Raw genomic sequence first — 24,357 nt, 5'->3', positions numbered from 1 at the left:
GATCGCTCCGAACAACACTGACAAGTAATGTCAGTTGTCCAGTAACAATCTCAAAGGAAACCTCTTGACGAGGTTCATAAATTTACTGGCTATTCGGCACGCTGTTGAGTTCTCAAAGAACACGCGCTCACCATCTTGTCCCGCGTCTTACCGCGGTTCATTCCGGGGCTTTGTGTTTCTCGCTGTGGTTGAAGCTTAGCTCGTTCGTTTTCGCGGTGTCAAATCGGCCGGTTTCGGCTTCTCGGCTCCGCGACAAACTCGCTTCGCATTCACTTTGTTCTACCGTCCGGAGCCGAGGCAGCACGTTGTGCTGCTGATTCGATCCCGGGGGCTTGTTCGCCGCGCTCCGTTCCGGTCTCTCTCCGGCCCGTTCCGCGCTGGCAGAGAGAAAGTTACACCCCGGCTCACGCGGAGACAAATCGGGGGGTCCTTCCGGGCGTCTCCGCAGCTAGGCGTGGTGCGCCCCCTGGGAACGGTGGATGCTGTGCCGGTGCAGCTCTCCCCTCGGCTCGGCCGATACGCGGTCCACGTCCTCGTGGTCGCGGCTTGCTACTACGTGGCCGCCCGGCTGGGCCTCCTCCAAGCTTTGGTCAACGACCAGGTGACGCCGTTGTGGCCGCCGACCGGGATCGCGGTGCTCGCACTCCTGCTGGGCGGGCTGAGGCTGTGGCCCGGCATCGCGTTGGGCTCGTTCCTGGCCAACTCCGCGTTCACCGACTTCGGTGCGACGGTCCTCATCACCGCCGGCAACACCCTCGCCCCGGTGGCCGCCTACCTGTTGCTCAAGAAGGCGGGCTTCCGACCGGAGATGGACCGCACGCGCGACGCGCTCGCCCTCGTGTTCCTCGGCGGGTTCGTCGGCATGGTGGTCAGCGCCACGATCGGCTCCGGGACGCTGCTGGCGGCGCACGTGATCGACGGCGCGTCGTTCTGGTCGACGTGGACGGTGTGGTGGACCGGCGACGCGCTGGGCGTGCTGGTGTTCGTCCCGATCGTCCTGGCGTTCCGCACCCTGCGGCTGCGCCACCACCCCGTGCGGCGGTGGTTGGAGGCCGTCGCGCTGGTGGTGAGCACGGCGGTGGTCATGGCCGTGGCGAGCACGCACGACCTGCGGCTGATGTACCTGGTGTTCCCGTTCCTGATCTGGGCGGCCCTGCGCTTCCAGCACCTGGGCACCGCGCCGTGCGCGTTGGTCGCGGCGACGCTGGCGGCACGGGGCGCGGCGCGCAGCACGGGCCCGTTCGCGGACCTGGACCTGGTGGCGCGGATGGCGACCTTGCAGGCGTTCAACGGCACGGCGGTGTTGACGGCGCTGTTGTTGTCGGCGGTGATCGCGGAGCGCAACGCGGCACGGGAGGCGATCGAGCGGACGGTGAACCAGCTCGCGGACGTGGTCGCGCGCTACCAGCCGTTGGCATTGGGCGACCTGCTGCCGCCGAAGCCGCCGGAGAAGCGCTAGTGGACGTGGTGGTGGTCGGTGGCGGGCCGGCGGGTCGGGCGTTGGCACGGGCGTGCGCGGCGAGGGGCCTGGGCACGACGCTGGTCGACCCGTACCCGGAGCGGCCGTGGCGGGCGACCTACGCGACGTGGGCGGACGAGTTGCCGGACGACGCGCCGGTCGCCGTGAGCACGTCGAGGAGCCGTGCGGTGACGACGGCGGAGCACGTGATCGCGCGGGGTTACGCGGTGCTGGACAACGAGCGGTTGCGGTGGCTCCCGGACGGGGTGCGCGTGGTCGCCGGTCGGGTGGTCGACCGCACGGGCACGTCGGTCACGTTGGCGGGCGGGCGACGGTTGACCGGACGGGTGGTGGACGCGACCGGCGCGGCGGGTGGTCGCGCGGCGCAGACGGCGGTGGGGGTGGTGGTGCCGGCGGCGGAGGCTGTGCCGTTCGTGGGGCCGGACGAGGCGTTGATCATGGACTGGCGCAGGCCACCGGCGGCGACCACGGCCGATCCCACCTTCCTCTACGCGATCCCGGTGTCGGCGGACGAGGTGCTGCTGGAGGAGACGTCGTTGGCCCGTCGGCCGGGTCTGCCGTTGCGGGAGCTGCGCCTGCGGTTGCACGCCCGCCTGGCCGCGCACGGGATCGGGGTGCCGGAGGGCGAGGAACGGGTGCGCATCCCGTTGGACGGTCGGCCGCGGGACGAGGCGTTCGGCGCGGCGGCGGGGTGGATCCACCCGGCGACCGGGTACAGCGTGGCGACGGCGTTGCGGCGGGCGCCGGTGGTGGCGGACGCGATCGCGGCTGGGCGGTCCGTGCGGCGCTCGGCGGCGGAACGGGCGGTGCGCGGGTTGCGGCTGAGGGGCTTGGCGGCGTTGCTCGCGTTGCCGCCCGAGGAGGTGCCGGAATTCTTCAACAGCTTTTTCGAATTGTCCGGCAGTCTCCAACGCGCCTACCTCGGCGGGCACGATGACCTGCCCGGGACCGTCCACGCGATGCTGCGGCTGTTCGGCGCGACGTCATGGCCCATGCGCGCTCGGTTGGCATTCCCTGTGCAATCGACCAAAAGTACGAGAACACCTGGTTAACGGTCTCGGCAACAGAAGATCGACCGGGCACGATCGGGGCCGTGCCCGCCTTGCTGGATGACGTACGGTTCGCCTTCCAGCCGTTGTTCAACCTCCACACCGGAGGGGTCGTGGCGGTTGAAGCGCTGGCCCGACCGCACGACGGCACCGTGCAGGACCTGCTGCGGATGGCCTTCCGCGCCGGGTACCTGGCCAACACCGACGTGGCGCTCGCGTGCCGCGCGGTCCGGCACGCGGCCGAGCACGGCCTCGGCGTCCCGCTGCACGTCAACCTGCTCGCGTTGACGATCGCGGACAAGCCCGAGCTGATGGCCCCGCTGTACGGCGCGCTGCGCGAGGTGGGGCGCACCCCGGCCGACCTGGTCGTGGAAGTCGGCACGCCGTACTCGCGCGCGCCGCGCCGGCTGCTGGTCAAGGGCATCGAACGGTTGCGGCAGGACGGGTTCCGGATCGGTCTGGACGGCGTGGGCGAGGGCGACTCGCCGTTGTCGCTGCTGGTCGAGGTGCACCCCGACGTGATCAAGCTGGACCGCGAGGTGGTGGAGGCGCTGCCCGCCGACCCCGCCCGGTTCGCGATGGTCCAGGCGTTGCAGCACCTGTGCGAGCACACGGGGTCGCTGGTCGTGGCCGAGGGCGTGGAGACCGAGCCGCAGCTGGCCGCGCTGCGCCGGCTCGGGGTGCGGCTGGCGCAGGGCAACCTGCTGGCGAGCCCGCAGCGCAGGCCCAAGGTGGACGCGACGATCGCGGCGGTGCTGAGCGAGGTCAACGACCCGGAGGCGGTCACCAGCACGATGACCGCTCCGCTGCGGCGCAAGGCCGGGCCGAAGGTGACCGACTTCCTGCACCCGGCGACCACGCTGCCCGACTCGGCGACGTCCGAGGAGGTGCGCGACGTGCTGGCGAACCAGCCGACGGTCAGCGGCGTGGTGCTCTTGGACGACGAGGGCAGGCCGCGGTGGACGGTGGACCGCAACCGGTTCCTGCTGGCGGTGACGGGGCCGTTCGGGCACGCCCTGCACGCCAAGCGGGAGGCCGCGCGGCTGGCGGACAGGCCGAAGCTGATCGGGGCGGACTCCAGCGCGTTGGAGCTGCTGGACGTCGTCGCGCACGCCAACCGGGAGCGGACCAACGACGACCTGGTGGTCGTGGACGACGACGACCGTTGCCTGGGCGTGGTGCGGGTGGCTGACGTGGTGCGCGGTGTGGCCGAGATGAAGGTGGAGCAGGCGGCGGCGTTGAGCCCGTTGACCCGGTTGCCGGGCAGCGACTCGATCGCGCGCGAGGTGGACCGGCGCATCCTGGGCGGTGAGCTGTTCGCGGTGGCGTGGCTGGACGTGGACGCGTTCAAGCGGGTCAACGACTCGGCGGGGTTCGCGGCGGGTGACGACCTGATCCGCGCGATAGGGCGTGCGTTGACCGATGGCGCGGCGTCGTTCCCGGGTGTGCAGGTGGGGCACGTCGGCGGGGACGACTTCCTGGTGGTGGCCGGGCTGAACGAGATCGTGCCGTTCGCCGCCGGTGTGCTGGACGTGCCGTTCGAGGCGGAGGGGCGCGGGGTGACGTTGTCGTTGGCGACGTTGATCTGCGCGGCCGGGTCGGTGACGTCGTACCGGGAGGTGTCGCGGCTGCTGGCTCCGCTCAAGGAGCACGCGAAGTCGTTGCGCGGCACCAGTTGGGTGCTGGGTCGGCCGGGCAGCGACCACGTCGACGTCCTGCGCGGCGGGCCGCACCTGGCAGTAAGTTAGGGAAGTTCACCGCAAAGCCGCCTGTGCGGCCCCACTGGTCACTCATAGCATCAGGAAGACTACCCACAGTTGGGAGGTCCCTGGTGAGCGAGGTCACCGCCCTGCCGCTGCCCCGAGCGGTCTCGGACCTGCCGTTGTCGGTGGGGGTCGAGGAGGAGTTCCTGCTGGTCGACGCCGACACCGGGTTGTTGGTGCCGCTGGCGGGCGCGGTGCTAGGCCGTGCCGCCGGGCCGGACCTGCAACGCGAGATGACGCTCTACCAGGTGGAGAGCGCCACCCGGGTCTGCTGGAGCATGGCCGAGGTGCGGGAGCAGTTGCTGGCGGCACGGCGGGCGCTGGCGACGTTGGCCGAAGCGCACGGCGCGCGGATCGTGGCCACGGGGACGCCGGTGCTGGGAGGCGTCCGGCCACCGCCGTTGACCGAGTCGGACCGCTACCGCACGATCGCCGCCGAGTACGGGTCGTTGGTCGACGGGCTGACCATCTGCGGCTGCCACGTGCACATCGGGATACCGGACCAGGACACCGGTGTGCTGATCGGCAACCACCTCCGGCAGTGGCTGCCGGTGCTGTTGGCGCTCAGCGCGAACTCCCCGTTCTCCGAGGGCCGCGACTCGGGCTACGCGAGCTGGCGCTACCTGGCGTGGAGCCCGTGGCCGTCGGCGGGCGCGCCACCGTGGTTCGAGTCGGCGGAGGACTACCACCGGGGCACGCGCGTGCTGCGGTCGGGCGGGGCGGCGCTGGACCCGGCGATGGTCTACTGGGACGTGCGGCTGTCGGCGCGCCACCCCACCGTGGAGCTGCGGGTGTGCGACGTGGCGGCGACCGTGGACGAGGCCGTGGTGCTGGCGGCCTTGGTGCGGGCGATCGCGGCGACGGCGCTGTCCGGCACTCCCGCGCACCGCGTGCCGGACCTGGAGCTGCGGACGGCGTTGTGGCGGGCGGCGCGCGACGGGCTGGACGGCGCGGCCATCGAACCGCTGACCGGTCGGCTGGTGCCCGCGGCGGACATGGCACGGGCGTTGGTGGACTGGACGCGACCGGCGCTGCGCGCGGCGGGCGACGAGGACCTGGTGGTCGACGGCATCGACCGGCTGCTGATCGAGGGCACGGGCGCGGTGCGGCAACGCAGGGCGTTCCGCCGGCGCGGTTCGCTCGTGGACGTGGTGCGCATGCTGGCGGCGCAGACCTGAGGTGTGTGCCCGGCGGTCGGGGGCACCCTTGTCGTACGCGAACGAAGGAGGTTCGGCATGACCACCGCACGGGAGATCATGAACACCGGTGTCCAGTGCATCAAGGAGGACCAGAGCCTGCGTGACGCGGCGCGGATGATGCGGGAGCTGAACGTCGGCTCGTTGCCGATCTGCGGCGAGGACGACAAGCTGCACGGCATCATCACCGACCGTGACATCGTGCTGCGCTGCGTGGCCGAAGGCCGCGACCCCGCTTCCATGAAGGCGGGCGAGATGTCCGGTCACCTGCACTGGGTCGAAGCGGACGACGACCTGTCCCACGTCCTGCGCACGATGGAAGAGCACCAGATCCGCCGGCTCCCGGTCATCGAGGAACACCGTCTGGTCGGCATGGTCTCGGAGGCCGACCTGTCCCGTCACCTGAACGACAACCAGATCGCCGAATTCGTCGAACGCGTCTACGCCCGCTGACGGTCACGCGCCCGGAACGGGCCGGAGAAGGGCGAAAAAGCGTCCTCGCCGAGCCGGCGAGGACGCTTTTTCGCGCTGATGGATGCCCTGGGTCAGACGGTGAAGCCGAGGGCGCGCAGTTGCTCGCGGCCGTCGTCGGTGATCTTCTCCGGGCCCCACGGGGGCATCCAGACCCAGTTGATGCGGAAGTCGTTGACGATTCCGCCGCCACCGCCGCCGACCAGGGCCGAACGGGTCTGGTCCTCGATGACGTCGGTCAACGGGCAGGCGGCGGAGGTCAGCGTCATGTCGATGAGCGCGACGTTCTCCTCGTCCACCCGGATGTCGTAGACCAGGCCCAGGTCGACGACGTTGATGCCCAGTTCGGGGTCGACGACGTCGCGCATGGCCTCCTCGACGTCGTCCACCGCGGCCACGTCGGCCTTCGGCGCGGGCGGTTCGGGCATGCCCTCGATGCCGCGCACCACGTCTTCTTCGGCGGTCATGCCTTCGCTCCCTCGCTGCGTGCCACCGCGTCCTTGAAAGCCATCCAGCCCAGCAGCGCGCACTTCACGCGTGCCGGGTACTTCGCCACGCCCGCGAAGGCGATGCCGTCCTCCAGGACGTCCTCGTCGGGCTCCACCTGGCCGCGGCCCTGCATCAGTTCCACGAACGCGTCCATCTTCTCGAACGCCTCACCCAGCGGCTTGCCCACCACCAGGTCGGTCAGCACCGAGGTGGACGCCTGGCTGATGGAGCAGCCCTGGCCGTCGTAGGACACGTCGCGCACGGTGTCGCCGTCGAGCGAGACCCGCAGGGTCACCTCGTCGCCGCAGGTCGGGTTGATCTGGTGCGACTCGGCGTCGTACGGGTCGCGCAGGCCGCGGCCGTGGGGGTTCTTGTAGTGGTCCAGGATGATCTCCTGGTACATCTGCTGCAACTGCATCACGCCACCCCGAAGAACTTCTGCGCCTCGCGGACGGCGTCGACCAGGGCGGTCACCTCGTCCAGCGTGTTGTACAGGTAGAAGCTGGCCCGCACGGTGGCGGCGGCGTCCATCCGCCGGTGCAGGGGCCACGCGCAGTGGTGGCCGACGCGCACGGCGACGCCCAGGCTGTCGAGCACCTGGCCCACGTCGTGCGCGTGGATGCCGTCCACGACGAACGACACCGCGCCGCCGCGGTCCACCACGTCGGTCGGGCCCACGATCCGCACGCCGGGGATGGCGGCCAGGCCGCGCAGCGCCGCTTCGGTGAGCTGGTGCTCGTGCGCGGCGATGCGGTCCACGCCGATGGCGTTGAGGTAGTCCACCGCCGCGCCCAGCGCCACGGCCTGCGACGTCATGGGCACGCCCGCCTCGAACCGCGCGGGCGGCGGCGCGAACGTCGACCGCGCCATGTGCACCATCTCGATCATGGAACCGCCGGTGAGGAACGGCGGCAGGGCCTCCAGCAGCTCGCGGCGGCCGTAGAGCACGCCGATGCCGGACGGGCCGAGCATCTTGTGGCCGCTGAACACCGCGAAGTCCACGCCGAGCGCGGTGAAGTCCACCGGGCCGTGCGGCACGGACTGGCAGGCGTCGAGCACGGTGAGCGCACCCACCGCGCGGGCCGCGTCCGCCAGCACCCGCACCGGGTTGACGGTGCCGAGCACGTTCGACTGGTGGGTGAACGCGACGACCTTCGTGCGCTCGGTGACCAGCTCGTCCAGGTCGGACAGGTCGAGGCGGCCCTCGTCGGTGACGCCGAACCAGCGCAGCGTGGCGCCCGTGCGCGCGGCCAGTTGCTGCCACGGCACGAGGTTCGCGTGGTGCTCCATCTCGGTCACGACGATCTCGTCGCCGGGGCCGATGCGGAACCGCTCGGCCTCGGGGCCGGCGGTGGCGGCGTTGCCCATCGCGTACGCGACCAGGTTGATGCCCTCGGTCGCGTTCTTGGTGAACACGATCTCGCCGTACTTCACGCCCACGAAGTCGGCGATCTTCTGCCGCGCGCCCTCGTAGGCGTCGGTCGCCTCTTCGGCCAGTTGGTGCGCCCCGCGGTGCACCGCGGCGTTCGCGGTCTCCAGGAAGGCGCGCTCGGCGTCGAGGACCTGCTTGGGGCGTTGCGAGGTGGCGCCGGAGTCCAGGTAGACCAGCCGCTTGCCCTCCCGCACGGTGCGGCCCAGGATCGGGAAGTCCGCCCGGACGCCTACGACGTCCAGTGGAGTAGCGGTGGTGGTCACTGCTCCGACGCCTCCTCTCGATACGTGTTCACGGACGGTTGCACGACAGGTGCAACGTCAGCCGATGCTGGCGGCTTCCTGCTTGCCGATGTACTTCACGTAACCCTCGGCCTCGAGCTTGTCGGCCAGCTCCGGGCCACCGGACTCGGCGATGCGGCCCGCGGCGAAGACGTGCACGAAGTCGGGCGAGATGTACTTCAGGATCCGGGTGTAGTGCGTGATCAGCATGACGCCGACCTCACTGGACCCCTTGTACCGGTTCACGCCCTCGGACACGACGCGCAGCGCGTCGACGTCGAGGCCGGAGTCGGTCTCGTCGAGGATCGCGATCTTCGGCTTGAGCAGGCCGAGCTGCAGGATCTCGTGGCGCTTCTTCTCGCCGCCGGAGAAGCCCTCGTTGACCGAGCGCTCCGCGAAGGCCGGGTCGATGTCCAGGTCGGACATCGCCTCCTTGACCTCCTTGACCCAGTGGCGCAGCTTCGGGGCCTCGCCGCGCACGGCGGTGGCGGCGGTGCGCAGGAAGTTCGACATCGAGACGCCGGGCACCTCGACCGGGTACTGCATGGCGAGGAACAGGCCCGCGCGGGCGCGCTCGTCCACGGTCATCTCCAGCACGTCCTCGCCGTCCAGCAGCACGCTGCCGGAGGTGATCTCGTACTTGGGGTGGCCGGCGATGGCGTAGGACAGGGTGGACTTGCCCGAGCCGTTGGGGCCCATGATGGCGTGGGTCTCGCCCGCCTTGATGGTCAGGTCGACGCCCTTGAGGATCTCCTTGGCTCCGTCTTCGGTGTTGACCGAGACGTGCAGGTCCTTGATCTCCAGAGTGGCCATTGGTGCTTCGTTCTCCTGGTGTTGCGAGCGGAAGTCAGTTCGTGGTGGTGGCGACGTCCACGTAGACGTCGTCACCGCGGAGTTCGACGGCGAACACGTCGACCGGCTCGGTGGCGGGCGGCGAGGACGGGCGGCCGGTGCGCAGGTCGAAGCACGACCCGTGCAGCCAGCACTCCACGCCCTTGCGCGTCACCTCGCCCTCGCTGAGCGCGACCTCGGCGTGCGAGCACAGGTCGCGCAGCGCGTGCACGGTCTCGCCGTCGCGGACGAGCACGACCGGGGTGTACTCGTCGCCGACCTCGAACGCCGCGGGCTTGCGGTCGTCGAGGTCGGTCAGCGAGCACACCCTGATCACGCGCCCACCGCTTCGAGTTCCGCCTCGATGGCGGCTTCCAGGCGCTCGCGCACCTCGGGAACGCCGATCTTGAGCAGGATCTCGTGGAAGAACCCGCGCACGACCAGCCTGCGTGCCTGCTCCTCCGGGATGCCGCGGGCCTGGAGGTAGAACAGCTGCTCGTCGTCGAACCGGCCGGTGGCGCTGGCGTGGCCCGCGCCCTCGATCTCGCCGGTCTCGATCTCCAGGTTGGGCACCGAGTCGGCGCGCGCGCCGTCGGTGAGCACCAGGTTGCGGTTGAGCTCGAAGGTCTCCGTGCCCTCGGCCGCGGCGCGGATCAGCACGTCGCCGATCCACACCGTGTGCGCGTCCTCGCCCTGCAACGCGCCCTTGTAGACGACGTTGCTGCGGCAGTTGGACACCGCGTGGTCGACGAAGGTGCGGTGCTCGAGGTGCTGGCCCGCGTCGGCGAAGTACAGGCCGAGCAGCTCGGCGTCGCCGCCGCGCCCGGTGTAGGTGACGACCGGGGTGAGACGGACCACGTCGCCGCCGAGGGTGACGACGGTGTGCTTGAACGTGGCGTCACGGCCCAGCTTGGCGTGGTGCGCGGAGACGTGCACCGCGTCGTCGGCCCAGTCCTGGATGGCGACCACGGTCAGGTGCGCGCCGTCACCGACGACGAACTCGACGTTGTCGGCGTACGCGCCGGAGCCGCGGTGGTCGATCACGACGACACCCTCGGCGAACGGCTTGGCGTGCACGTGCAGGTGGCCGTAGGCGACCTGGCCCGCGCCCGGGCCGGTCACGGTGATCGTGGTCGGCTCGGACTTCGCGTCACCGGGGAGGGTGACGACGGTGGCCTCGGTGAACGACGACCACGCCTGGGCGGCGACCCGGTCACCGGGGGTGCCCGCGGTGCCGAGCCGCTCGTCGCCGCGGGCCGCGGTCTCGACCGCGACGCCCTCGGCGGCGGTGACCTCGACGGTGGCCGTGCCGGTCGCCTCGGCGCCGTTGTGCAGGTTCGCCAGGCGCTTCATGGGGGTGAAGCGCCAGATCTCCTCGCGACCCCCGGGCACCTCGAACGCGTTCACGTCGAACGACGTGAAGTGGTCGGCGCGCGACGTGACGGGAGCACCTGCACCGTGCGAGTGGGCCGTCAGGCCGTGTTGCTGGTCTTCGGTGGTGACGGCCATGTCAGCCGACGGCCCCTTCCATCTGCAGCTCGATCAGGCGGTTCAGCTCGAGGGCGTACTCCATCGGCAGCTCGCGCGCGATGGGCTCGACGAACCCGCGCACGATCATCGCCATGGCCTCGTCCTCGTTGAGACCGCGGGACATCAGGTAGAACAACTGGTCCTCGGAGACCTTCGAGACGGTGGCCTCGTGGCCCATCGACACGTCGTCCTCGCGGACGTCGACGTAGGGGTAGGTGTCCGAGCGGCTGATGTTGTCCACCAGCAGCGCGTCGCACTTGACCGTGGACTTCGAGTGGTGCGCCCGCTTGTTGACCTGCACGAGGCCGCGGTAGGAGGTGCGGCCGCCGCCGCGCGCCACCGACTTCGACACGATCGTGGACGACGTGTGCGGCGCCATGTGGACCATCTTCGCGCCCGCGTCCTGGTGCTGGCCCTCGCCCGCGAACGCGATCGAGAGGACCTCGCCCTTGGCGTGCTCGCCCATGAGGAACACGGCCGGGTACTTCATGGTGACCTTGGAGCCGATGTTGCCGTCGATCCACTCCATGGTCGCGCCCTCTTCGGCCTTCGCGCGCTTGGTGACCAGGTTGTAGACGTTGTTCGACCAGTTCTGGATGGTCGTGTAGCGGCAGCGACCACCCTTCTTGACGATGATCTCCACGACGGCGGAGTGCAGCGAGTCCGACGAGTAGATCGGCGCGGTGCAGCCCTCGACGTAGTGCACGTACGCGCCCTCGTCGACGATGATCAGCGTGCGCTCGAACTGGCCCATGTTCTCGGTGTTGATCCGGAAGTAGGCCTGCAGCGGGATCTCGACGTGCACGCCCTTCGGCACGTAGATGAACGAGCCGCCCGACCACACCGCGGAGTTCAGCGCGGAGAACTTGTTGTCACCCGACGGGATGACGGAGCCGAAGTACTCCTTGAACAGCTCCGGGTGCTCCTTGAGGGCCGTGTCGGTGTCGAGGAAGATGACACCCTGCTCCTCGAGGTCCTCGCGGATCTTGTGGTAGACGACCTCGGACTCGTACTGGGCCGCGACGCCGGAGACCAGGCGCTGCTTCTCCGCCTCCGGGATGCCCAGCTTGTCGTAGGTGTTCTTGATGTCGTCGGGCAGGTCGTCCCAGGTCGCCGCCTGCTTCTCGGTCGACCGGACGAAGTACTTGATGTTGTCGAAGTCGATGCCCGACAGGTCCGAACCCCACGTCGGCATCGGCTTGCGGTCGAACAGGCGCAGCGCCTTCAGCCGGAAGTCCAGCATCCACTCGGGCTCGTTCTTCTTCGCCGAGATGTCCCGAACGACGTCCTCGTTCAGGCCCCGGCGAGCGCTCGCGCCTGCCACGTCCGAGTCGGCCCAGCCGAACTCGTAGTTGCCGATGCTCGCCAGGGTCTCTTCCTGGGTGAGCGGGGCTGTGGTGGTGCGCTGCTCGGCAGCGGCAGTCATGCGGGCTCCCCTCCATCTGGGATCCGGGGTGTGTTCGGGATGTGCGTCGTGCACACGGCATCGCCGCGGGCGATGGTGGCCAGGCGCTGGACGTGCGTGCCGAGCAGGTCGGCGAACGCCGCCGTCTCGGTCTCGCACAGCTGCGGGAACTCCGCCGCTACGTGCGCCACGGGGCACAGGTGCTGGCAGAGCTGCTCGCCCGCCCCCACGTGGCGCGCCGAGGCAGCGTAGCCCTCCCTGGTCAACGCCACCGCGAGGGCCTTGGCCCGGTCCGCGGCGTCGGGCTGGGTGACGATGGCCGCGCGGTGCCGGTCGACGAATGCGGACACCCGTCGTTCGGCGAAGGTTCGTACCGCCTCCTCCCCGCCCTGTTCGGCGAGGAACCGCAACGCGGCCACGGCGAGGTCGTCGTAGGCGTGCCCGAAGCGGGCCCGCCCCTGCTCGGTCAGCAGGAAGAGCTTGGCCGGGCGACCCCGGCCGCGCTGACCCCTCCGCGGGGCCTCCCTGCTGGTCGCCTCACCGTCGGCCACCAGCGCGTCGATGTGCCGGCGCACCGCCGTGGGGCTCAGGCCCAGCTGTTCCGCGACCGAGGCCGCGGTCACCGGGCCCTGCTCCAGGAGGAGCCGTGCGACGGCGTGCCGGGTACGGCCGTCGTGCCCGGACGGCACGGCGGTCGATTCGGTCCCGGCGTTTTTCACAACACCAGTGTTGCGTATTTCGCGGGCGGTCGCAAAGATCGGCGGGGATCGGGTGACCCGAGTCACGCGGCGGGGCCGGTCGCTACCCTTCGGACGTGGCGGCGGGCGGAATGGTGATGGCGAACCGGAGCGAGATCGGCGAGGCAGCACCCCTCGACGCGCCCGAACGGCGACAGCTCGACGTGATCCGCCGCTGGGGCACCGTCGGCGCGCTGCTGATGGCGGTCGGCTCCCTCGGGTCCGGCGCGGCGCCCGTGTTCAGCCCGTTGCCGGGCACGCCGCTGCTGGGGCTGTTCGTGCGGATGCCCAGCGCGTCCATGGGCGCGGTGTGGACCGGCATGTTCCTGATCGTGTCGGCGTGGCTGTGGCTGGGCCGGTTCGCCCGGCCGGGCAGGCCCCGGCTGGTGTCGCGCAGCCAGCTCGACCGCACGCTGCTGATGTGGATCACGCCGCTGGTGTTCGTGCTGCCCATGTTCAGCCGGGACGTCTACAGCTACCTGGCGCAGTCGCAGATCGCGGCCAACGGGCAGGACCCGTACGAGCTGGGCCCCGCCACGGCGCTGGGCGTCGAGCACGACCTGACGAAGAACGTGCCGAACATCTGGCGCGAGACGCCCGCGCCGTACGGGCCGCTGTTCCTGGCCGCCGGGCGGGTCATCTCGATGGTGACCGGCGACAGCGTGCTGCCGGGCATCTTCCTGCACCGGATGCTGGCGCTGCTGGGCCTGGCGATGATCGTGTGGGCGCTGCCGCGGCTGGCGCGGCGGTTCGGCGTGCCGCCGGTGAGCGCGCTGTGGCTGGGCGCGGCGAACCCGCTGGTGCTGTTCCACCTGGTCGTGGGCGTGCACAACGAGGGCCTGGCGATCGGCCTGATGCTGGTGGGGCTGGAGCTGGCGTTGCGCAGGATGCCCGTGACGCCGGGCACGCCCATGACGCGCGACGAGCTGCTGTGGATCGTGCTCGGCGCGACCATGATCACGATGGGTGCGGCGGTGAAGATCCCGGCCGCGCTGGCGCTGGGGTTCCTGGGCGTGATGATCGCGCGGCGGTGGGGCGGCCGGTTCTCCGACCTGGTGCGGGCGGCGTTGTTGTTGCTGGTCATCTCGGGTGTGGTGATGGTGGGGACGTGCGTGGGCACCGGGCTCGGGTTCGGGTGGGTCGAGACGCTGAACGTCGCCAGCACGGTCAAGAGCTGGATGTCCCCGCCGACCGCGATGGGGTTCATGGGCGGCGGGCTGGGGCTGCTGCTCGGGCTGGGCAACCACACCGAGTCGATGGTCGTGCTGATGCGGCTGGTGACGCAGGCCGTGTCGGTGGTGATCGTGGCGACGCTGCTGTGGAAGGCGTTCCGGGGTCGGATCAAGGCCATGAACGGGCTCGGCGCGGGCCTGGGCGCGGTGCTCGTGCTCGGGCCGGTGCTGCAACCGTGGTACGTGCTGTGGGCGGCGTTGCCGCTGGCCACGGCCGTTCTGGCACGCCGTTTCCGGGTCTTCGCCACCACCGCCAGCGCCGTGATCGCGGTCATCCTGCCGCCGACGGGCTCGGCGTTCGACGGCCGTGCCTACATCGTCCCGCAGGCCGTCCTGGCCGCCCTGATCGCCTTCGCCGCGTGCCTCTTCGTGGCCCGCAAGCAGGTGCTCCCCCTGATCAAACGCGACCCCCTCCCCGGCTCCGCCTGACCTTTCCCCACCGCGCGTGTCCTACGTCCAGAACGCGCGTGTCCTACGTTCCGGTACCCCATGTTGAACGCTCAGGTCAGCCGGCCTGTGTTCTGAACGCTCGACTCGGGTGTTCCGAACGTAGGACACGCGCGTTCTGTGCGTAGGACACGCCGTGTAACTGAGGAGGGGCGGGTGGCGAGGTAGGGGGTGCGGGAGGATCCGGGGGCTGCGGGGAGGGAGTGCCTGATGGTCGAGGTGCCGAGGGAGCAGATCCGGTTCGCCGTCGTGCTCAACGGGGGTGTCAGCCTGGCGGTGTGGATGGGCGGGGTCGTGCTCGAGCTCGACCGGCTCACCCGGGGTGACGGCCCGTACGCCGACCTGCTGGACATGGTCGGCAGCACGGCCCGCGCCGACGTCATCACGGGCACGTCCGCGGGCGGCATCAACGGGGCCGCGTTGGCGTTGTCCCAGGTCAACGCCAACGCTCGGCTGGAACGGCTGCGTGACCTGTGGGCCGAGCAGGGACGGATGGAGCAACTGCTGCGCACCCCGTTCCGCGGCCAGCCCGTCTCCCTGCTCCGGGGTGACGAGTTCTTCCTCCCCCGGCTCCAGGAAGCGCTCGAACGCCTGACCACCGACTTCACCCCGCAGGAGGACCGCCCGGTCGACCTGCGGATCACCACGACGCTGCTCGCGGGCGTGCCCACGGTCACCCACGACGACCTCGGCCAGACCCTCGTGCAGGCCACCCACCAGGGCAGCTTCTCGTTCCGCCGCGACCCCGACGGCCGCGACGACTTCGCCGCCGACAAGCTGCCCACGCTGGTCAGCCGCCTCGCGCTGGCCGCGCGCTCCTCCGCGTCGTTCCCGTTCGCGTTCGAACCGTCGTTCATCCCGGTCGCACCCGGCGCGCCCGACGGCGACAAGCCGAACATGGCCGAGGTCGCGTCCTGGGCCAACGACACCGACAACCGGTCCCGGTACGCCGTGGACGGCGGTGTCCTGGTCAACACGCCCACCAAGGAGGCGTTGGAGGCCATCGACCGGATGCCCGCCGAAGGCCCGGTGAGGCGGGTGATGCTGCTGGTGTTCCCGCACGCCCCCGAGGCGGTCGTGGAACCGGTGGCCCCGGTGGACGGCGCGCTGCCCAGCACCATCGCCACCGGCGGCAAGCTGCTGGGTGCGTTGACCAGCCAGAGCGGGCGCACCTACGTCGACCGCATCGAAGAGCACAACCGCAACGCCGCCTCCCGCCGCGGCGGCCGCAACGCCCTGCTGGACCGGCTGGCGTCGGGCGGCTCGGTCACCGAGAAGCTGTACGCGCTGGCCGCCACCCTGCACGACCACTACGAGGACGTGCGCATGCGGCACGCCGCCCGTGACGTCACGACCCGCCAGTTCCAGGTGCCGGGCGCGAACGCCGCGGGCTGGACGTTCGAACGGGTCCGCGCGGCGGCCGAGGCGGCGCAGCGGGAGTACCGCGCGGAGCACGGCAAGCTGCCGTACGTGCCGACCGAACCACAGCCGGCCGCGTTGCCCGACCACGGCTGGCCGTGGGGCATCACGATGGCCGAACGGCTCGCCTCCGCCGCGATGGACGTGCTCAAGCGCCTGGTGTGGGTGATGCCGGACGCCGAACGGCTGGCGATGGCCCGCACGAACCTGTTCGACGTGCGCGCGAAGCTGCGCGCCGCCCGGGTCGAGCTGGACGAGCACTGGACCACCGGCCGCGCCGAGGAGCTGGACCAGGAGTACTGGGAACGGCGGGTGCGCCGGTTCGCCGAGAAGATGCTGGCCGAGCCGGACGGCGTCGGCAGCCGGGTGCGGGAGCAGGTGGACCGGATCGCGGGCGTCCTCGGCGACGCGCACGACATCCTCGACCAGCTCGACGACGAGCAGCTGCGGGTGGGCGAGCTGCGGTCGTGGCACCGGCTGCTGACCGGGCCGCGCACCGACGCCGAGGCCGCGGCGGGGCTGGTGGCGGGCGAGCTGTGGCTGTCGCGGGCGTTGGCGCTGGAGGTCGCGACGACGTGCCTGGCCGACGACACCCGCGGCGGCCTCGACCAGGCCGTGGAGCTGGTGCAGATCAGCCTGCAGACGCGCAACGCGTTCGCCGAGTACAGCCTGACCGCCGAGGACAAGGCGGGTGGCGCGTCGCTGCACCGGTTCTCCGGGTTCCTCAAGCGGTCCTGGCGGGTCAACGACTGGATCTGGGGCCGGCTCGACGGCGCCACGATGCTGTGCAAGGTGGTGTTCGACCCGAAGCGGCTGCTGCGCGTGGACCGGCTGACCGGCGGTGGCGGCGACCCCCTCGACCGTGCCGCGGCCAAGGTGGACGAGCTGGTGGTGAAGCTGTTCGGCGACGGCCTGCCGGACGAGCTCGCGCCGTGCGTCGAGCGGGCGAAGGCGGAGCTGGGGAAGGTCTACGCGGACCCGGACGGCGACCACCCGCCGACGTGCGCGGCACTGGCCGAGCTGGCCGCGTGGGGCCTGCACGTGCGGATCATCTGCGAGGAGCTGCCCGCGTTGCGCGCCGCGATCCTGGCCGACCGGCACGAGGGCGCGGACCGGCGCTCGCGCGGCGAGCTGTTCCTGGAGGAGCAGGCCGCGCTGCTGGCCCGGCTGCCCGTGCGCACGGACGCGGACCGGGTCGAGGTGGGCGTGCGGGGGTTGAGCGCGTTCGACCGGGCGGGCATCGGGCGCGAGCCGCTGGTGCAGGAGGCGAGCAGCGACCAGGTGATCCGGACGGCGGCGACGGCCGCGGCGGTGGCGGTCACCGTGGCCGACAGCGACAACTCCGGGCTGGGCACGGCGAAACCGCTGACCAGGACGTTGCGCGGGGCGGCGCTGCTGCCGTACTGGACGATCACCGGGTTGACCAGGGGCGGCCGGTTGGCGCAGTTCCTGGGGCTGCTCGGGTTCGCGTTGGGCGGCGCGCTGCTGGTGCTGTCGCTGTTCGACCTGCTGCCGCCGTGGGCGGTCGGTCCGGCGGCGGCGTTCGGCGGCGGCACGCTGCTGGCCGCGTTCGGCTACGCGGCGCTGCGGTCCGGCACGCTGCTGCACGGGTTGGTGCTGCTGTCGCCGGTGATCCCGCTGGTGACGGTGGCGATCGACCGGACCCGTGACGCGTTGGCGTCCGGGGAGACCGGTGACCAGGCCGTGACGGGCATGGTGGCGGTGGGTGGCGTGCTGCTGGTCGTGGTGGGGTTGCTGATCATCGGCAGCCTGCCCGCGCCGGTGGGCACGCCGCTGGCCGTGCTGGGCAAGGTGCGGTTGAAGCCCCGACTGCTGGTGCGGGTGCTCGTGGCGGCGGCGATCGTGGTCGGCGTGTGGGCCGTGGTCCGGTACCGGCTGTACGACCTGAGCCCGGCGCTGGTGGTGATCGGGACGGCGGTGGCGATCCTGTTCGGCGGGGTGACGTCGTACGTGCTGGGCAGCTCGCTGCGGCGGTGGCGGCAGGTGGACGGGGTGTGGGACACGGAGGCCGCCGAGCCGCCCGCGTCCGCGACCGCCGGGTGGGCCGCCGTGTACGGGTCCGTGCTGCTGCTCGTGGCGGCGGTGGTGCAGGTGTTCTCGCTGCGGTTCACCGGGTGGGAGGCGGTGCTGGGCACGGCGTTGGCGTTCGGGCTCGTGCTGCTGCTCGTGACGACGTGGTGGGTGCCGTTGCGGGCGCGGCGGACGATCGCCAAGTCCCTGGTGGAGCAGATGTCCATCGTGGACTTCGACCCCGACGACGTCGACCAGGCGCTGCTGAAGCGGCTGGAGGGCCACGGGATGCTGTTCAAGTTCCTGACCGAGCTGGACGCCACCGGCCACCCCCGCCTGACCCCCACCGGCCACCGCGTCGCCCACCGCGCCGCCCGCCTCTCCACCACGGGCACCGACCTCGACTGACCCGCGAGAGTCCTACGTTCACGCCGCGAGAGTCCTACGTTCAGGACCCGTGAGTTCAACGCTCAGCACGGGCTGCGGGCCCGACCTCGCGTTCTGAGCGTTGAATTCGGGTGTTCTGAACGTAGGACACTCGCGTTCTGAACGTAGGACTCTCGCGTTCTGGAGGTAGGACTCGCGCGGGGGTTAGGCGGCGAGGGCGGGGGTGCGGGGGACGGTGGGCAGGCCCAGGGCGCGGGCGTAGAGGGACTCGAAGGTTTCCAGGGTGGTGTCGATGGCGTGGGCGGCGATCAGGTCGCTGCTCGCCGCGCCCATGCGGGCGGTGACGGTCGGGTCGGCGGTCACGGCGTGCAGGCGGTCGGCCAGGCCCCGCACGTCGCCCGGCGTGAACAGCCAGCCGTTGCGGCCCGGCTTGCACAGGTGCGGCAACGCCATCGCGTCCGCCACCACCACCGGCTTGCCCGCGGCCATCGCCTCCATCGTCGCGAGGCTCTGCAACTCGGCGATGCCCGGCATGCAGAACACGTCGGCGGCGGCGTAGGCGTCCAGCAGCTCGGACTCGCTCACGAAGCCGCGGAAGCGGACGCGGTCGGCAACGCCCAGGTCACGCGCCAGCAGCTCCCACTCCGCGCGGCACGAGCCGTCGCCGACGATCTCGGCGTGCAGCCGCGGCACGAGGGCCAGCGCCCGCAGCAGCTCGTCGACCCGCTTCTCCTCGTCCAGCCGACCCACGAACAGCACGGTCGGCGCGTCGGTGTGCCGCACGGGACGGCGTGACCGGTACCGGTCGATGTCGATGCCGCATGACACCGGCACCGCCCGCTCCGGGAACCCGTTGTCGTGCAACAGCTGCACGGCCCGCGGCGTCGGCGCGGTCACGACGTCGGCCTGCCCGAACACCCGCCCCAGGTCGCGCCACGCCCACCGCGACGCCATGCCCTGCAACCACGCCGGCACGCGGGCGTGGCCGAACAGGTTCTCCGGCATGAAGTGGTTCGTCGCCACCGTCGGGATGCCCGACGCCGCCGCGTGCCGCAGCACGTAACGCCCCACCACGAAGTGCGCCTGCACGTGCACCAGGTCGGGGCGCAGCTCGTCCAGCAGCGCGCCCACGTCCTTGCGCACCTCCCACGGCAGCCCGACCCGGAACGTGCGGTGGAACGGCGTGCGGTGCGAGCGCAGCCGGTGCACGGTGATCCCGTCGGCGCGCTCGGTGCGGGCCACGCCGTCCGGTGACGTGCAGATGACGTGCACGTCGTGGTCGCGGCCGGCGAGTCCGGTGGCGAGGCGGTGGGCGAACCGGGCCGCGCCGTTGACGTCCGGGGGGAACGTCTCCGCGGCGATCACGATCCGCATGGCGCGTCCGTTGGTCACTGTCGTCTCCGATCTGGTGGGAACTGCGGGAAGGGTTCGGGTGCGGGCCAGCGCCACGACACCGCCGACGGCGACGGCGGCGCAGACGAGCTCGGCGGCGCCGACCAGGGCGCTGGTCCGGTTCGCCTCGCCGAGCAGCCCCGCGCCGATGCCGACGGCCACGAGCGGGTCCACCACGGTGAGGCAGGCGACCGCCACGTGCGGCGGTCCGCTGGCGTAGGCGTGCTGGATGAACCAGCCGCCGACGACGAGGGCGGCGACGATGCCCGCCGCCGAGAACGCGGTCGACCACGCCAGGCCACCCTGCTGGACGTCCTGGGACACCGACCGCATGAGCACGGACACGAAGCCGTAGGCGACGCCGCCGGCCGCGCCGAACCCGAGGGCGCGCACCGCCGGGCGGGTCGACAGCACGCCGACCAGGCCCGGGACCGCGATCAGGCCGAGCGCCAGCAGCGCGGCCTTCACCTCGGCCTCCGGCACGACCGCGGTGGACGTGGCGCTGCCCGCGGCCAGGAGCACGAGCGCGCCCACGCCGAACGTGGTCCACGCGACCGCGGGCAGCTCACGGCGGCGACCGTCGAGCACCGCGGTGATGCCGATGGCCACCACGCCGACCGGCTGCACCACGCTCAACGGCGCCATGCCCAGCGCCGCCGCGTGCACACCGGCGCCGAGGACGAGCAACACCAGGCCCAGCAGCCACCGCGGCCTGCGCAGCAGCTCCAGCACCTTCAACGCGCCCTCGCTCGCCCGCACGGCGTCGTGTTGCAGGCGTGCGGCGAAGGCGAAGAACACGGCGCCCAGCACCGCGAGCAGGACGGCGAGCCACGTCATGACGTCTCCTCGCGGCGCAGGACGGCGGAGGCCAGGGCGAACAGCAGGCCGTAGAGCAAGGCGAACAAAACGCGCTCGAAAAGCCCGAGCACGACCGCGCCGCTGCCCGGGTACACCACCGAGACGTGACTGACCATGAATGCCACCGACGTGACGCCGGCAGCCACGGAAATGCGGCGCAGGGTGGTGCTGGAGATGAACGTCCGGGAAATCAGCCACCCGGCCAGCGGCAGGCTCGCGAACATCACCGCGCCCGCGTACCGGTGCACCGCGCCGGAGAACGAGGTGGGCGTGCCGGTCGGGTCGGTCGGGAACACGGTGGCCACCACCAGCCCGGCCGACCACAGCCCCATCAGCACCGCCACCGGTCCCCGCCTGGGCAAACCCGACCGGATCAGGGCGATGAGCAGGCCCGCCGAGGCCGCCGCCAGCGTGACGGACGTGACGGCGAGCAGCCCGCTGCCGTCGTCCACGAAGATGTAGTCGCTGATCGTGTGGGCGATCGGGCTGAGCTCACCGACCGACGCCACGTGCAGGTAAACAATCGGGAACAGCGACAGCACGAGCCCCACGACAGCCAGCGGCAACACCGCCGCCCGTCTTTTCCCCCGGATCTCCACCACGAGGAAAATCCTGGTCGGAAATGGTGACCGAAGATATCGGGAACACCCCCGAGACGACCCTGAAGCCACCCGGAGAACCCTGGTGGGGCTGACCCCACCACCGGGGTGGGGCGGGCCACGCCCTACGCTTCCCCGTCGTGAGCCCGCACCCCCAGCACCCTGCCGTGGAAGTGTCGGGGCTGGTCAAGCGCTACGGCTCGACCGTCGCGGTGAACGGACTCGACCTCACCCTGGACACCAGCACGGTCCTCGCGCTCCTCGGACCCAACGGCGCGGGGAAGACGACGACCGTCGAGGTGTGCGAGGGCTTCCGGTCCGCCGACGGCGGCGAGGTCCGCGTCCTCGGGCTCGACCCCCGGCGCGACGGCGACCGGCTGCGGCCCCGCATCGGCGTGATGCCGCAGGGAGGCGGCGGCTACCCCGGCGTGCGGCCCGACGAGATGCTGCGCCTCGTGGCCGCGTGCGCCGCGAACCCCCTCGACCCGGCGTGGCTGCTGGACGTGCTCGGCCTCTCCTCGTCGGTGCGCACCCCGTACAAGCGGCTGTCCGGCGGGCAGCAGCAGCGCCTGTCGCTGGCGTGCGCCCTCGTCGGGCGGCCCGAGCTGGTGTTCCTGGACGAGCCGACCGCCGGCATGGACCCCCAGGCCCGCCGCCTGGTGTGGGAGCTGGTGTCGGCGCTGCGCGCGGACGGCGTGAGCGTGCTGCTGACCACGCACCTGATGGACGAGGCCGAAGCGCTCGCCGACCACGTCGTCATCGTCGACGCGGGCCGCGTCGTGGCCCAGGGCAGCCCGGCGGAGCTCACCGAGCACCACGCCGACGACCGGCAGCTCCGCTTCCGCGCCCGGCCCGGCCTGGACCTGACGCTGCTGCGCGACGCCCTGCCGGAAGGGCTCCAGGTGCGTGAGGCCAGCCGTGGCACCTACCTCGTGCACGGCAACATCGACCCGCAGGTCCTCTCCACGGTCACCTCGTGGTGCGCCCAGCAGGGCGTGCTGGCCGAGGAGCTGACCGTGGCCAGGCGCAGCCTGGAGGACGTGTTCCTGGAGCTGACCGGCAGGGAGCTGCGCTCGTGACCGACTCGCCTTCGTTCGCGCCCGGCACGTTCACCCCCGCGCCCGGCCGCGGCAAGCTCGGCCGGATGCTGCTCGCCCAGGCCCGCACCGAGACGGTGCTCACGCTCCGCAACGGCGAGCAGATCCTGCTGACCCTGCTCATCCCCGTGGCGCTGCTGGTCGCGATGAGCCTCATGGACGTCATCCCGGTGCCCGACCCGCGCGTCGGCTCGGCCACCGCCCGCATCCTCGCGCTGGCCGTGATCTCGTCCGCGTTCACCGGGCAAGCGATTGCGCTGGGCTTCGACCGCCGTTACGGGGTGCTCAAGCGCCTCGCCGCGACCGCGCTGCCCCGCTGGCTGCTCGTCACCGGGCGGGTCGTCGCGGCGCTGGCCGTGGTCGCCGTGCAGGTCGTGGTCATCGCCGTGATCGCCCTGCTGCTGGGCTGGCAGCCACCCTCCGTGACCGGCCTGCTGTGGGCGGTGGCGCTGATCGTGCTCGGCACGTTGACGTTCGGGGCCCTGGGCGTGCTGCTCGGCGGCGCGCTGCGGGCGGAGATCGTGCTCGCGCTGGCCAACATCGTGTGGTTCGCGCTGCTGCTCATCGGCGGCGTCGCGCTCGGCGTGGCCGCCCTGCCGGCGTGGCTCGCGACCGTCGTGGACGCCCTGCCGTCAGCCGCGCTGGCCCTCGCCCTGCACGACGCCGTGGTCGACGGGACCGCGCCCGACCTCGGTCACGTCGCCGTGCTGGTGGTCTGGGGCGTGGTCGCCGGCGCGCTGGCGGTGAAGACCACCAAGCTCAGCTGACCCCCGGGCGGCGGTTCTCAGGTGGTGGTACCTACCATCGGGTCGTGTCCGTCCCATCCTGGTTCACCACCTTCCTGAGCACGTTCCAGCGCGCGTTCGCCATCGCCGTCGTGATCGCCCAAGGCGGCATCGCGGTGACCGGCTCGATCGTGCGGGTGACCGGATCGGGCCTCGGCTGCCCCACCTGGCCCCAGTGCTTCGAGGGCAGCCTCGTGCCGGTGGAGCACCCCGAGGTCGCGTCGCTGCACCAGTGGGTCGAGTTCGGCAACCGCACGCTGACCGGCGTGGTCGGCGTCATCGCCGGGCTGTGCGTGCTGGCCGCGTGGTTCAACCGGCCGCGGCGCAAGCGGGTCGTGGTGCTGGCGCTCGTGCAGTTCGGCGGGGTCGTGCTCCAGGCCGTGATCGGCGGGTTCACCGTGCTCACCGGGTTGCTGTGGTGGACGGTGAGCGTGCACTTCCTGGTGTCGATGGCGCTGGTCTGGTTCGCCGTGCTGCTGGTGGCGGCGCTGGGTGAGGGTGACGAGCCGGCCCGGCCGCGCGTGCCGCGGTCGTTGCTGCGGTTGCAGGTCGTGCAGGCGGTGACGCTGGGGTTCCTGCTGCTGGCCGGGACGTTCGTGACCGCCGCCGGGCCGCACGCCGGTGACGCGGCCACCCCGCGCCTGGACCTGCCGGTGGACACGTTGTCCCAGCTGCACGCCGACCTGCTGTTCCTGTTCCTCGGCATGCTCATCGCGCTCGGCTTCGCGTTGCGCGGGCACCCCGTGCCGCGGCGGCCGTACTCCGTGCTGGTCGCCGTGGTGCTCGCGCAGGGCGCGTTGGGCATGGTCCAGTACTGGACCGGTGTGCCCGAGGTGCTCGTGTCGCTGCACGTGCTGGGCGCGGGGGCGGTGGTCGTGGCCACCGCCGCCCTGTGGGTGTCGACTCGGGAACGGCCTCAGCGCGACGACGCGGGCCTGCGCTCCCAGACCGCCGGCAGTTCCGTCGCCAGCCACGTGTAGAGGTCGTCCACGGCGCGCAGCCGCATCGCGCGTTCCGGGTCGCCGCTCATCAGCCGCATCCCGGCCTCGGTGAGCTCGCGCACGCTGACCAACGCGTCGAGCTTGCGCTGGATCAGGTCGACCCACCGCTTCTCGTTGATCCGGTACTGCGCCGCCTGCCTGCCGCGGCGCGTCCGCTTCGTGACCAGGCCGGCGTTGACCAGGAACTTCAGGTTCGTGCTGATCGAGCCGCTGCTGGCCTCCAGCTCCTGGGACAGCTCGGCGGCGGTCCGTTCCGTCGGCTGGCACACCAGCAGGTAGCCGAGGATGCGGCCGCCGATCAGCGGGATCCCCTCCTCGGCGAAGTGCGCCGCGAACCTCTCGATCCACGCCGACAGCCGCGTTTCCCGTCCGACGCTCATCAGACCCCCTCGGCTCCACCGCCGACACTTCGGTCGGCACTGAAGGCACGATAGGTCGTGTGCTG

Annotated in this window: 21 protein-coding genes; 10 read left to right on the top strand and 11 right to left on the bottom strand. The window is 71.5% G+C overall.

Features of this window, described 5'->3' with window-relative positions:
* The first annotated feature begins 490 nt into the window (after nt 1-490).
* From LZG04_RS09030 to LZG04_RS09010, 5 genes are all read left to right on the top strand, one after another.
* A complete protein-coding gene (locus LZG04_RS09030) occupies nt 491-1,459 on the top strand; it encodes an MASE1 domain-containing protein (protein ID WP_233815146.1) in 969 nt (322 codons plus the stop codon).
* Complete coding sequence (locus tag LZG04_RS09025; RefSeq protein ID WP_233815144.1) at nt 1,459-2,532, top strand: lycopene cyclase family protein; 1,074 nt, start codon at nt 1,459-1,461, stop codon at nt 2,530-2,532. Before LZG04_RS09030 ends, LZG04_RS09025 begins: the two co-directional genes overlap by 1 nt.
* 41 nt (nt 2,533-2,573) lie before the next feature.
* Complete coding sequence (locus LZG04_RS09020; protein ID WP_233815142.1) at nt 2,574-4,277, top strand: GGDEF domain-containing protein; 1,704 nt, start codon at nt 2,574-2,576, stop codon at nt 4,275-4,277.
* An 83-nt stretch (nt 4,278-4,360) separates the two neighbouring features.
* Nucleotides 4,361-5,470, top strand: a complete 1,110-nt coding sequence (locus LZG04_RS09015; RefSeq protein WP_233815140.1) for a glutamate--cysteine ligase — start codon at nt 4,361-4,363, stop codon at nt 5,468-5,470.
* 57 nt (nt 5,471-5,527) lie between these two features.
* Nucleotides 5,528-5,941, top strand: coding sequence for a CBS domain-containing protein (locus LZG04_RS09010; protein WP_233815137.1), 414 nt, complete (start codon nt 5,528-5,530; stop codon nt 5,939-5,941).
* A 92-nt stretch (nt 5,942-6,033) separates the two neighbouring features.
* Here the strand turns inward: LZG04_RS09010 and LZG04_RS09005 are convergent, their stop codons facing one another.
* Genes LZG04_RS09005 through LZG04_RS08970 form a run of 8 tightly spaced genes read right to left on the bottom strand, consistent with a single transcriptional unit; the run spans nt 6,034 to nt 12,646 of the window.
* The gene (locus LZG04_RS09005) at nt 6,034-6,426 is read right to left on the bottom strand and encodes a metal-sulfur cluster assembly factor (RefSeq protein WP_073894741.1); all 393 of its coding nucleotides are present in this window, start codon (nt 6,424-6,426) and stop codon (nt 6,034-6,036) included.
* Complete coding sequence (sufU, locus tag LZG04_RS09000; RefSeq protein ID WP_053721365.1) at nt 6,423-6,866, bottom strand: Fe-S cluster assembly sulfur transfer protein SufU; 444 nt, start codon at nt 6,864-6,866, stop codon at nt 6,423-6,425. The genes LZG04_RS09005 and sufU overlap by 4 nt, the downstream gene beginning before the upstream one ends.
* Complete coding sequence (locus tag LZG04_RS08995) at nt 6,866-8,143, bottom strand: cysteine desulfurase (RefSeq protein ID WP_233815135.1); 1,278 nt, start codon at nt 8,141-8,143, stop codon at nt 6,866-6,868. Before LZG04_RS08995 ends, sufU begins: the two co-directional genes overlap by 1 nt.
* Before the next feature lie 57 nt (nt 8,144-8,200).
* The gene (sufC, locus tag LZG04_RS08990) at nt 8,201-8,974 is read right to left on the bottom strand and encodes a Fe-S cluster assembly ATPase SufC (RefSeq protein WP_233815133.1); all 774 of its coding nucleotides are present in this window, start codon (nt 8,972-8,974) and stop codon (nt 8,201-8,203) included.
* A gap of 34 nt (nt 8,975-9,008) precedes the next feature.
* Complete coding sequence (locus LZG04_RS08985; RefSeq protein ID WP_233815131.1) at nt 9,009-9,329, bottom strand: non-heme iron oxygenase ferredoxin subunit; 321 nt, start codon at nt 9,327-9,329, stop codon at nt 9,009-9,011.
* On the bottom strand, nt 9,326-10,501 hold the full coding sequence (sufD, locus tag LZG04_RS08980) for a Fe-S cluster assembly protein SufD (RefSeq protein WP_233815129.1): 1,176 nt from the start codon (nt 10,499-10,501) through the stop codon (nt 9,326-9,328). Before sufD ends, LZG04_RS08985 begins: the two co-directional genes overlap by 4 nt.
* A 1-nt stretch (nt 10,502) precedes the next feature.
* Nucleotides 10,503-11,948 (bottom strand): Fe-S cluster assembly protein SufB, encoded by a 1,446-nt coding sequence (gene sufB, locus LZG04_RS08975; RefSeq protein WP_233815126.1) that lies wholly within the window; start codon nt 11,946-11,948, stop codon nt 10,503-10,505.
* Entirely contained in the window at nt 11,945-12,646 is a 702-nt protein-coding gene (locus tag LZG04_RS08970) for a metalloregulator ArsR/SmtB family transcription factor (RefSeq protein WP_233815124.1), read from the bottom strand. Before LZG04_RS08970 ends, sufB begins: the two co-directional genes overlap by 4 nt.
* Before the next feature lie 110 nt (nt 12,647-12,756).
* Here LZG04_RS08970 and mptB point away from each other — a divergent pair, with 110 nt between their 5' ends.
* Entirely contained in the window at nt 12,757-14,325 is a 1,569-nt protein-coding gene (gene mptB / locus LZG04_RS08965; protein ID WP_233815192.1) for a polyprenol phosphomannose-dependent alpha 1,6 mannosyltransferase MptB, read from the top strand.
* A 228-nt stretch (nt 14,326-14,553) separates the two neighbouring features.
* Complete coding sequence (locus LZG04_RS08960) at nt 14,554-18,201, top strand: patatin-like protein (protein WP_233815122.1); 3,648 nt, start codon at nt 14,554-14,556, stop codon at nt 18,199-18,201.
* A gap of 183 nt (nt 18,202-18,384) precedes the next feature.
* On the opposite strand, the gene LZG04_RS08955 is transcribed toward LZG04_RS08960, so the two are convergent.
* Nucleotides 18,385-20,409 carry a glycosyltransferase gene (locus tag LZG04_RS08955; RefSeq protein ID WP_233815120.1) on the bottom strand — a complete coding sequence of 675 codons (2,025 nt, stop codon included), beginning with the start codon at nt 20,407-20,409 and terminating at the stop codon, nt 18,385-18,387.
* Nucleotides 20,406-21,032 carry a DUF998 domain-containing protein gene (locus tag LZG04_RS08950; protein WP_233815118.1) on the bottom strand — a complete coding sequence of 209 codons (627 nt, stop codon included), beginning with the start codon at nt 21,030-21,032 and terminating at the stop codon, nt 20,406-20,408. Before LZG04_RS08950 ends, LZG04_RS08955 begins: the two co-directional genes overlap by 4 nt.
* A gap of 137 nt (nt 21,033-21,169) precedes the next feature.
* On the opposite strand from LZG04_RS08950, the gene LZG04_RS08945 reads away from it, so the two are divergent.
* From LZG04_RS08945 to LZG04_RS08935, 3 genes are all read left to right on the top strand, one after another.
* Nucleotides 21,170-22,108 (top strand): ABC transporter ATP-binding protein, encoded by a 939-nt coding sequence (locus LZG04_RS08945; protein ID WP_233815116.1) that lies wholly within the window; start codon nt 21,170-21,172, stop codon nt 22,106-22,108.
* Between the two features lie 65 nt (nt 22,109-22,173).
* Nucleotides 22,174-22,893 carry an ABC transporter permease gene (locus tag LZG04_RS08940; protein WP_233815190.1) on the top strand — a complete coding sequence of 240 codons (720 nt, stop codon included), beginning with the start codon at nt 22,174-22,176 and terminating at the stop codon, nt 22,891-22,893.
* A gap of 44 nt (nt 22,894-22,937) precedes the next feature.
* Nucleotides 22,938-23,891, top strand: a complete 954-nt coding sequence (locus LZG04_RS08935; protein WP_233815114.1) for a heme A synthase — start codon at nt 22,938-22,940, stop codon at nt 23,889-23,891.
* Here LZG04_RS08935 and LZG04_RS08930 read toward each other — a convergent pair.
* Nucleotides 23,828-24,292 (bottom strand): GbsR/MarR family transcriptional regulator, encoded by a 465-nt coding sequence (locus LZG04_RS08930; protein WP_233815112.1) that lies wholly within the window; start codon nt 24,290-24,292, stop codon nt 23,828-23,830. The two genes, LZG04_RS08935 and LZG04_RS08930, sit on opposite strands and share 64 nt — an antisense overlap.
* Nucleotides 24,293-24,357 lie beyond the last annotated feature (65 nt).

This window comes from Saccharothrix sp. S26, from assembly GCF_021390395.1.
Taxonomy (GTDB): Bacteria; Actinomycetota; Actinomycetes; order Mycobacteriales; family Pseudonocardiaceae; genus Actinosynnema.
The sequence above is the reverse complement of the archived record's forward strand: the minus strand, read 5'-3'. Positions and strand labels throughout refer to the sequence as shown.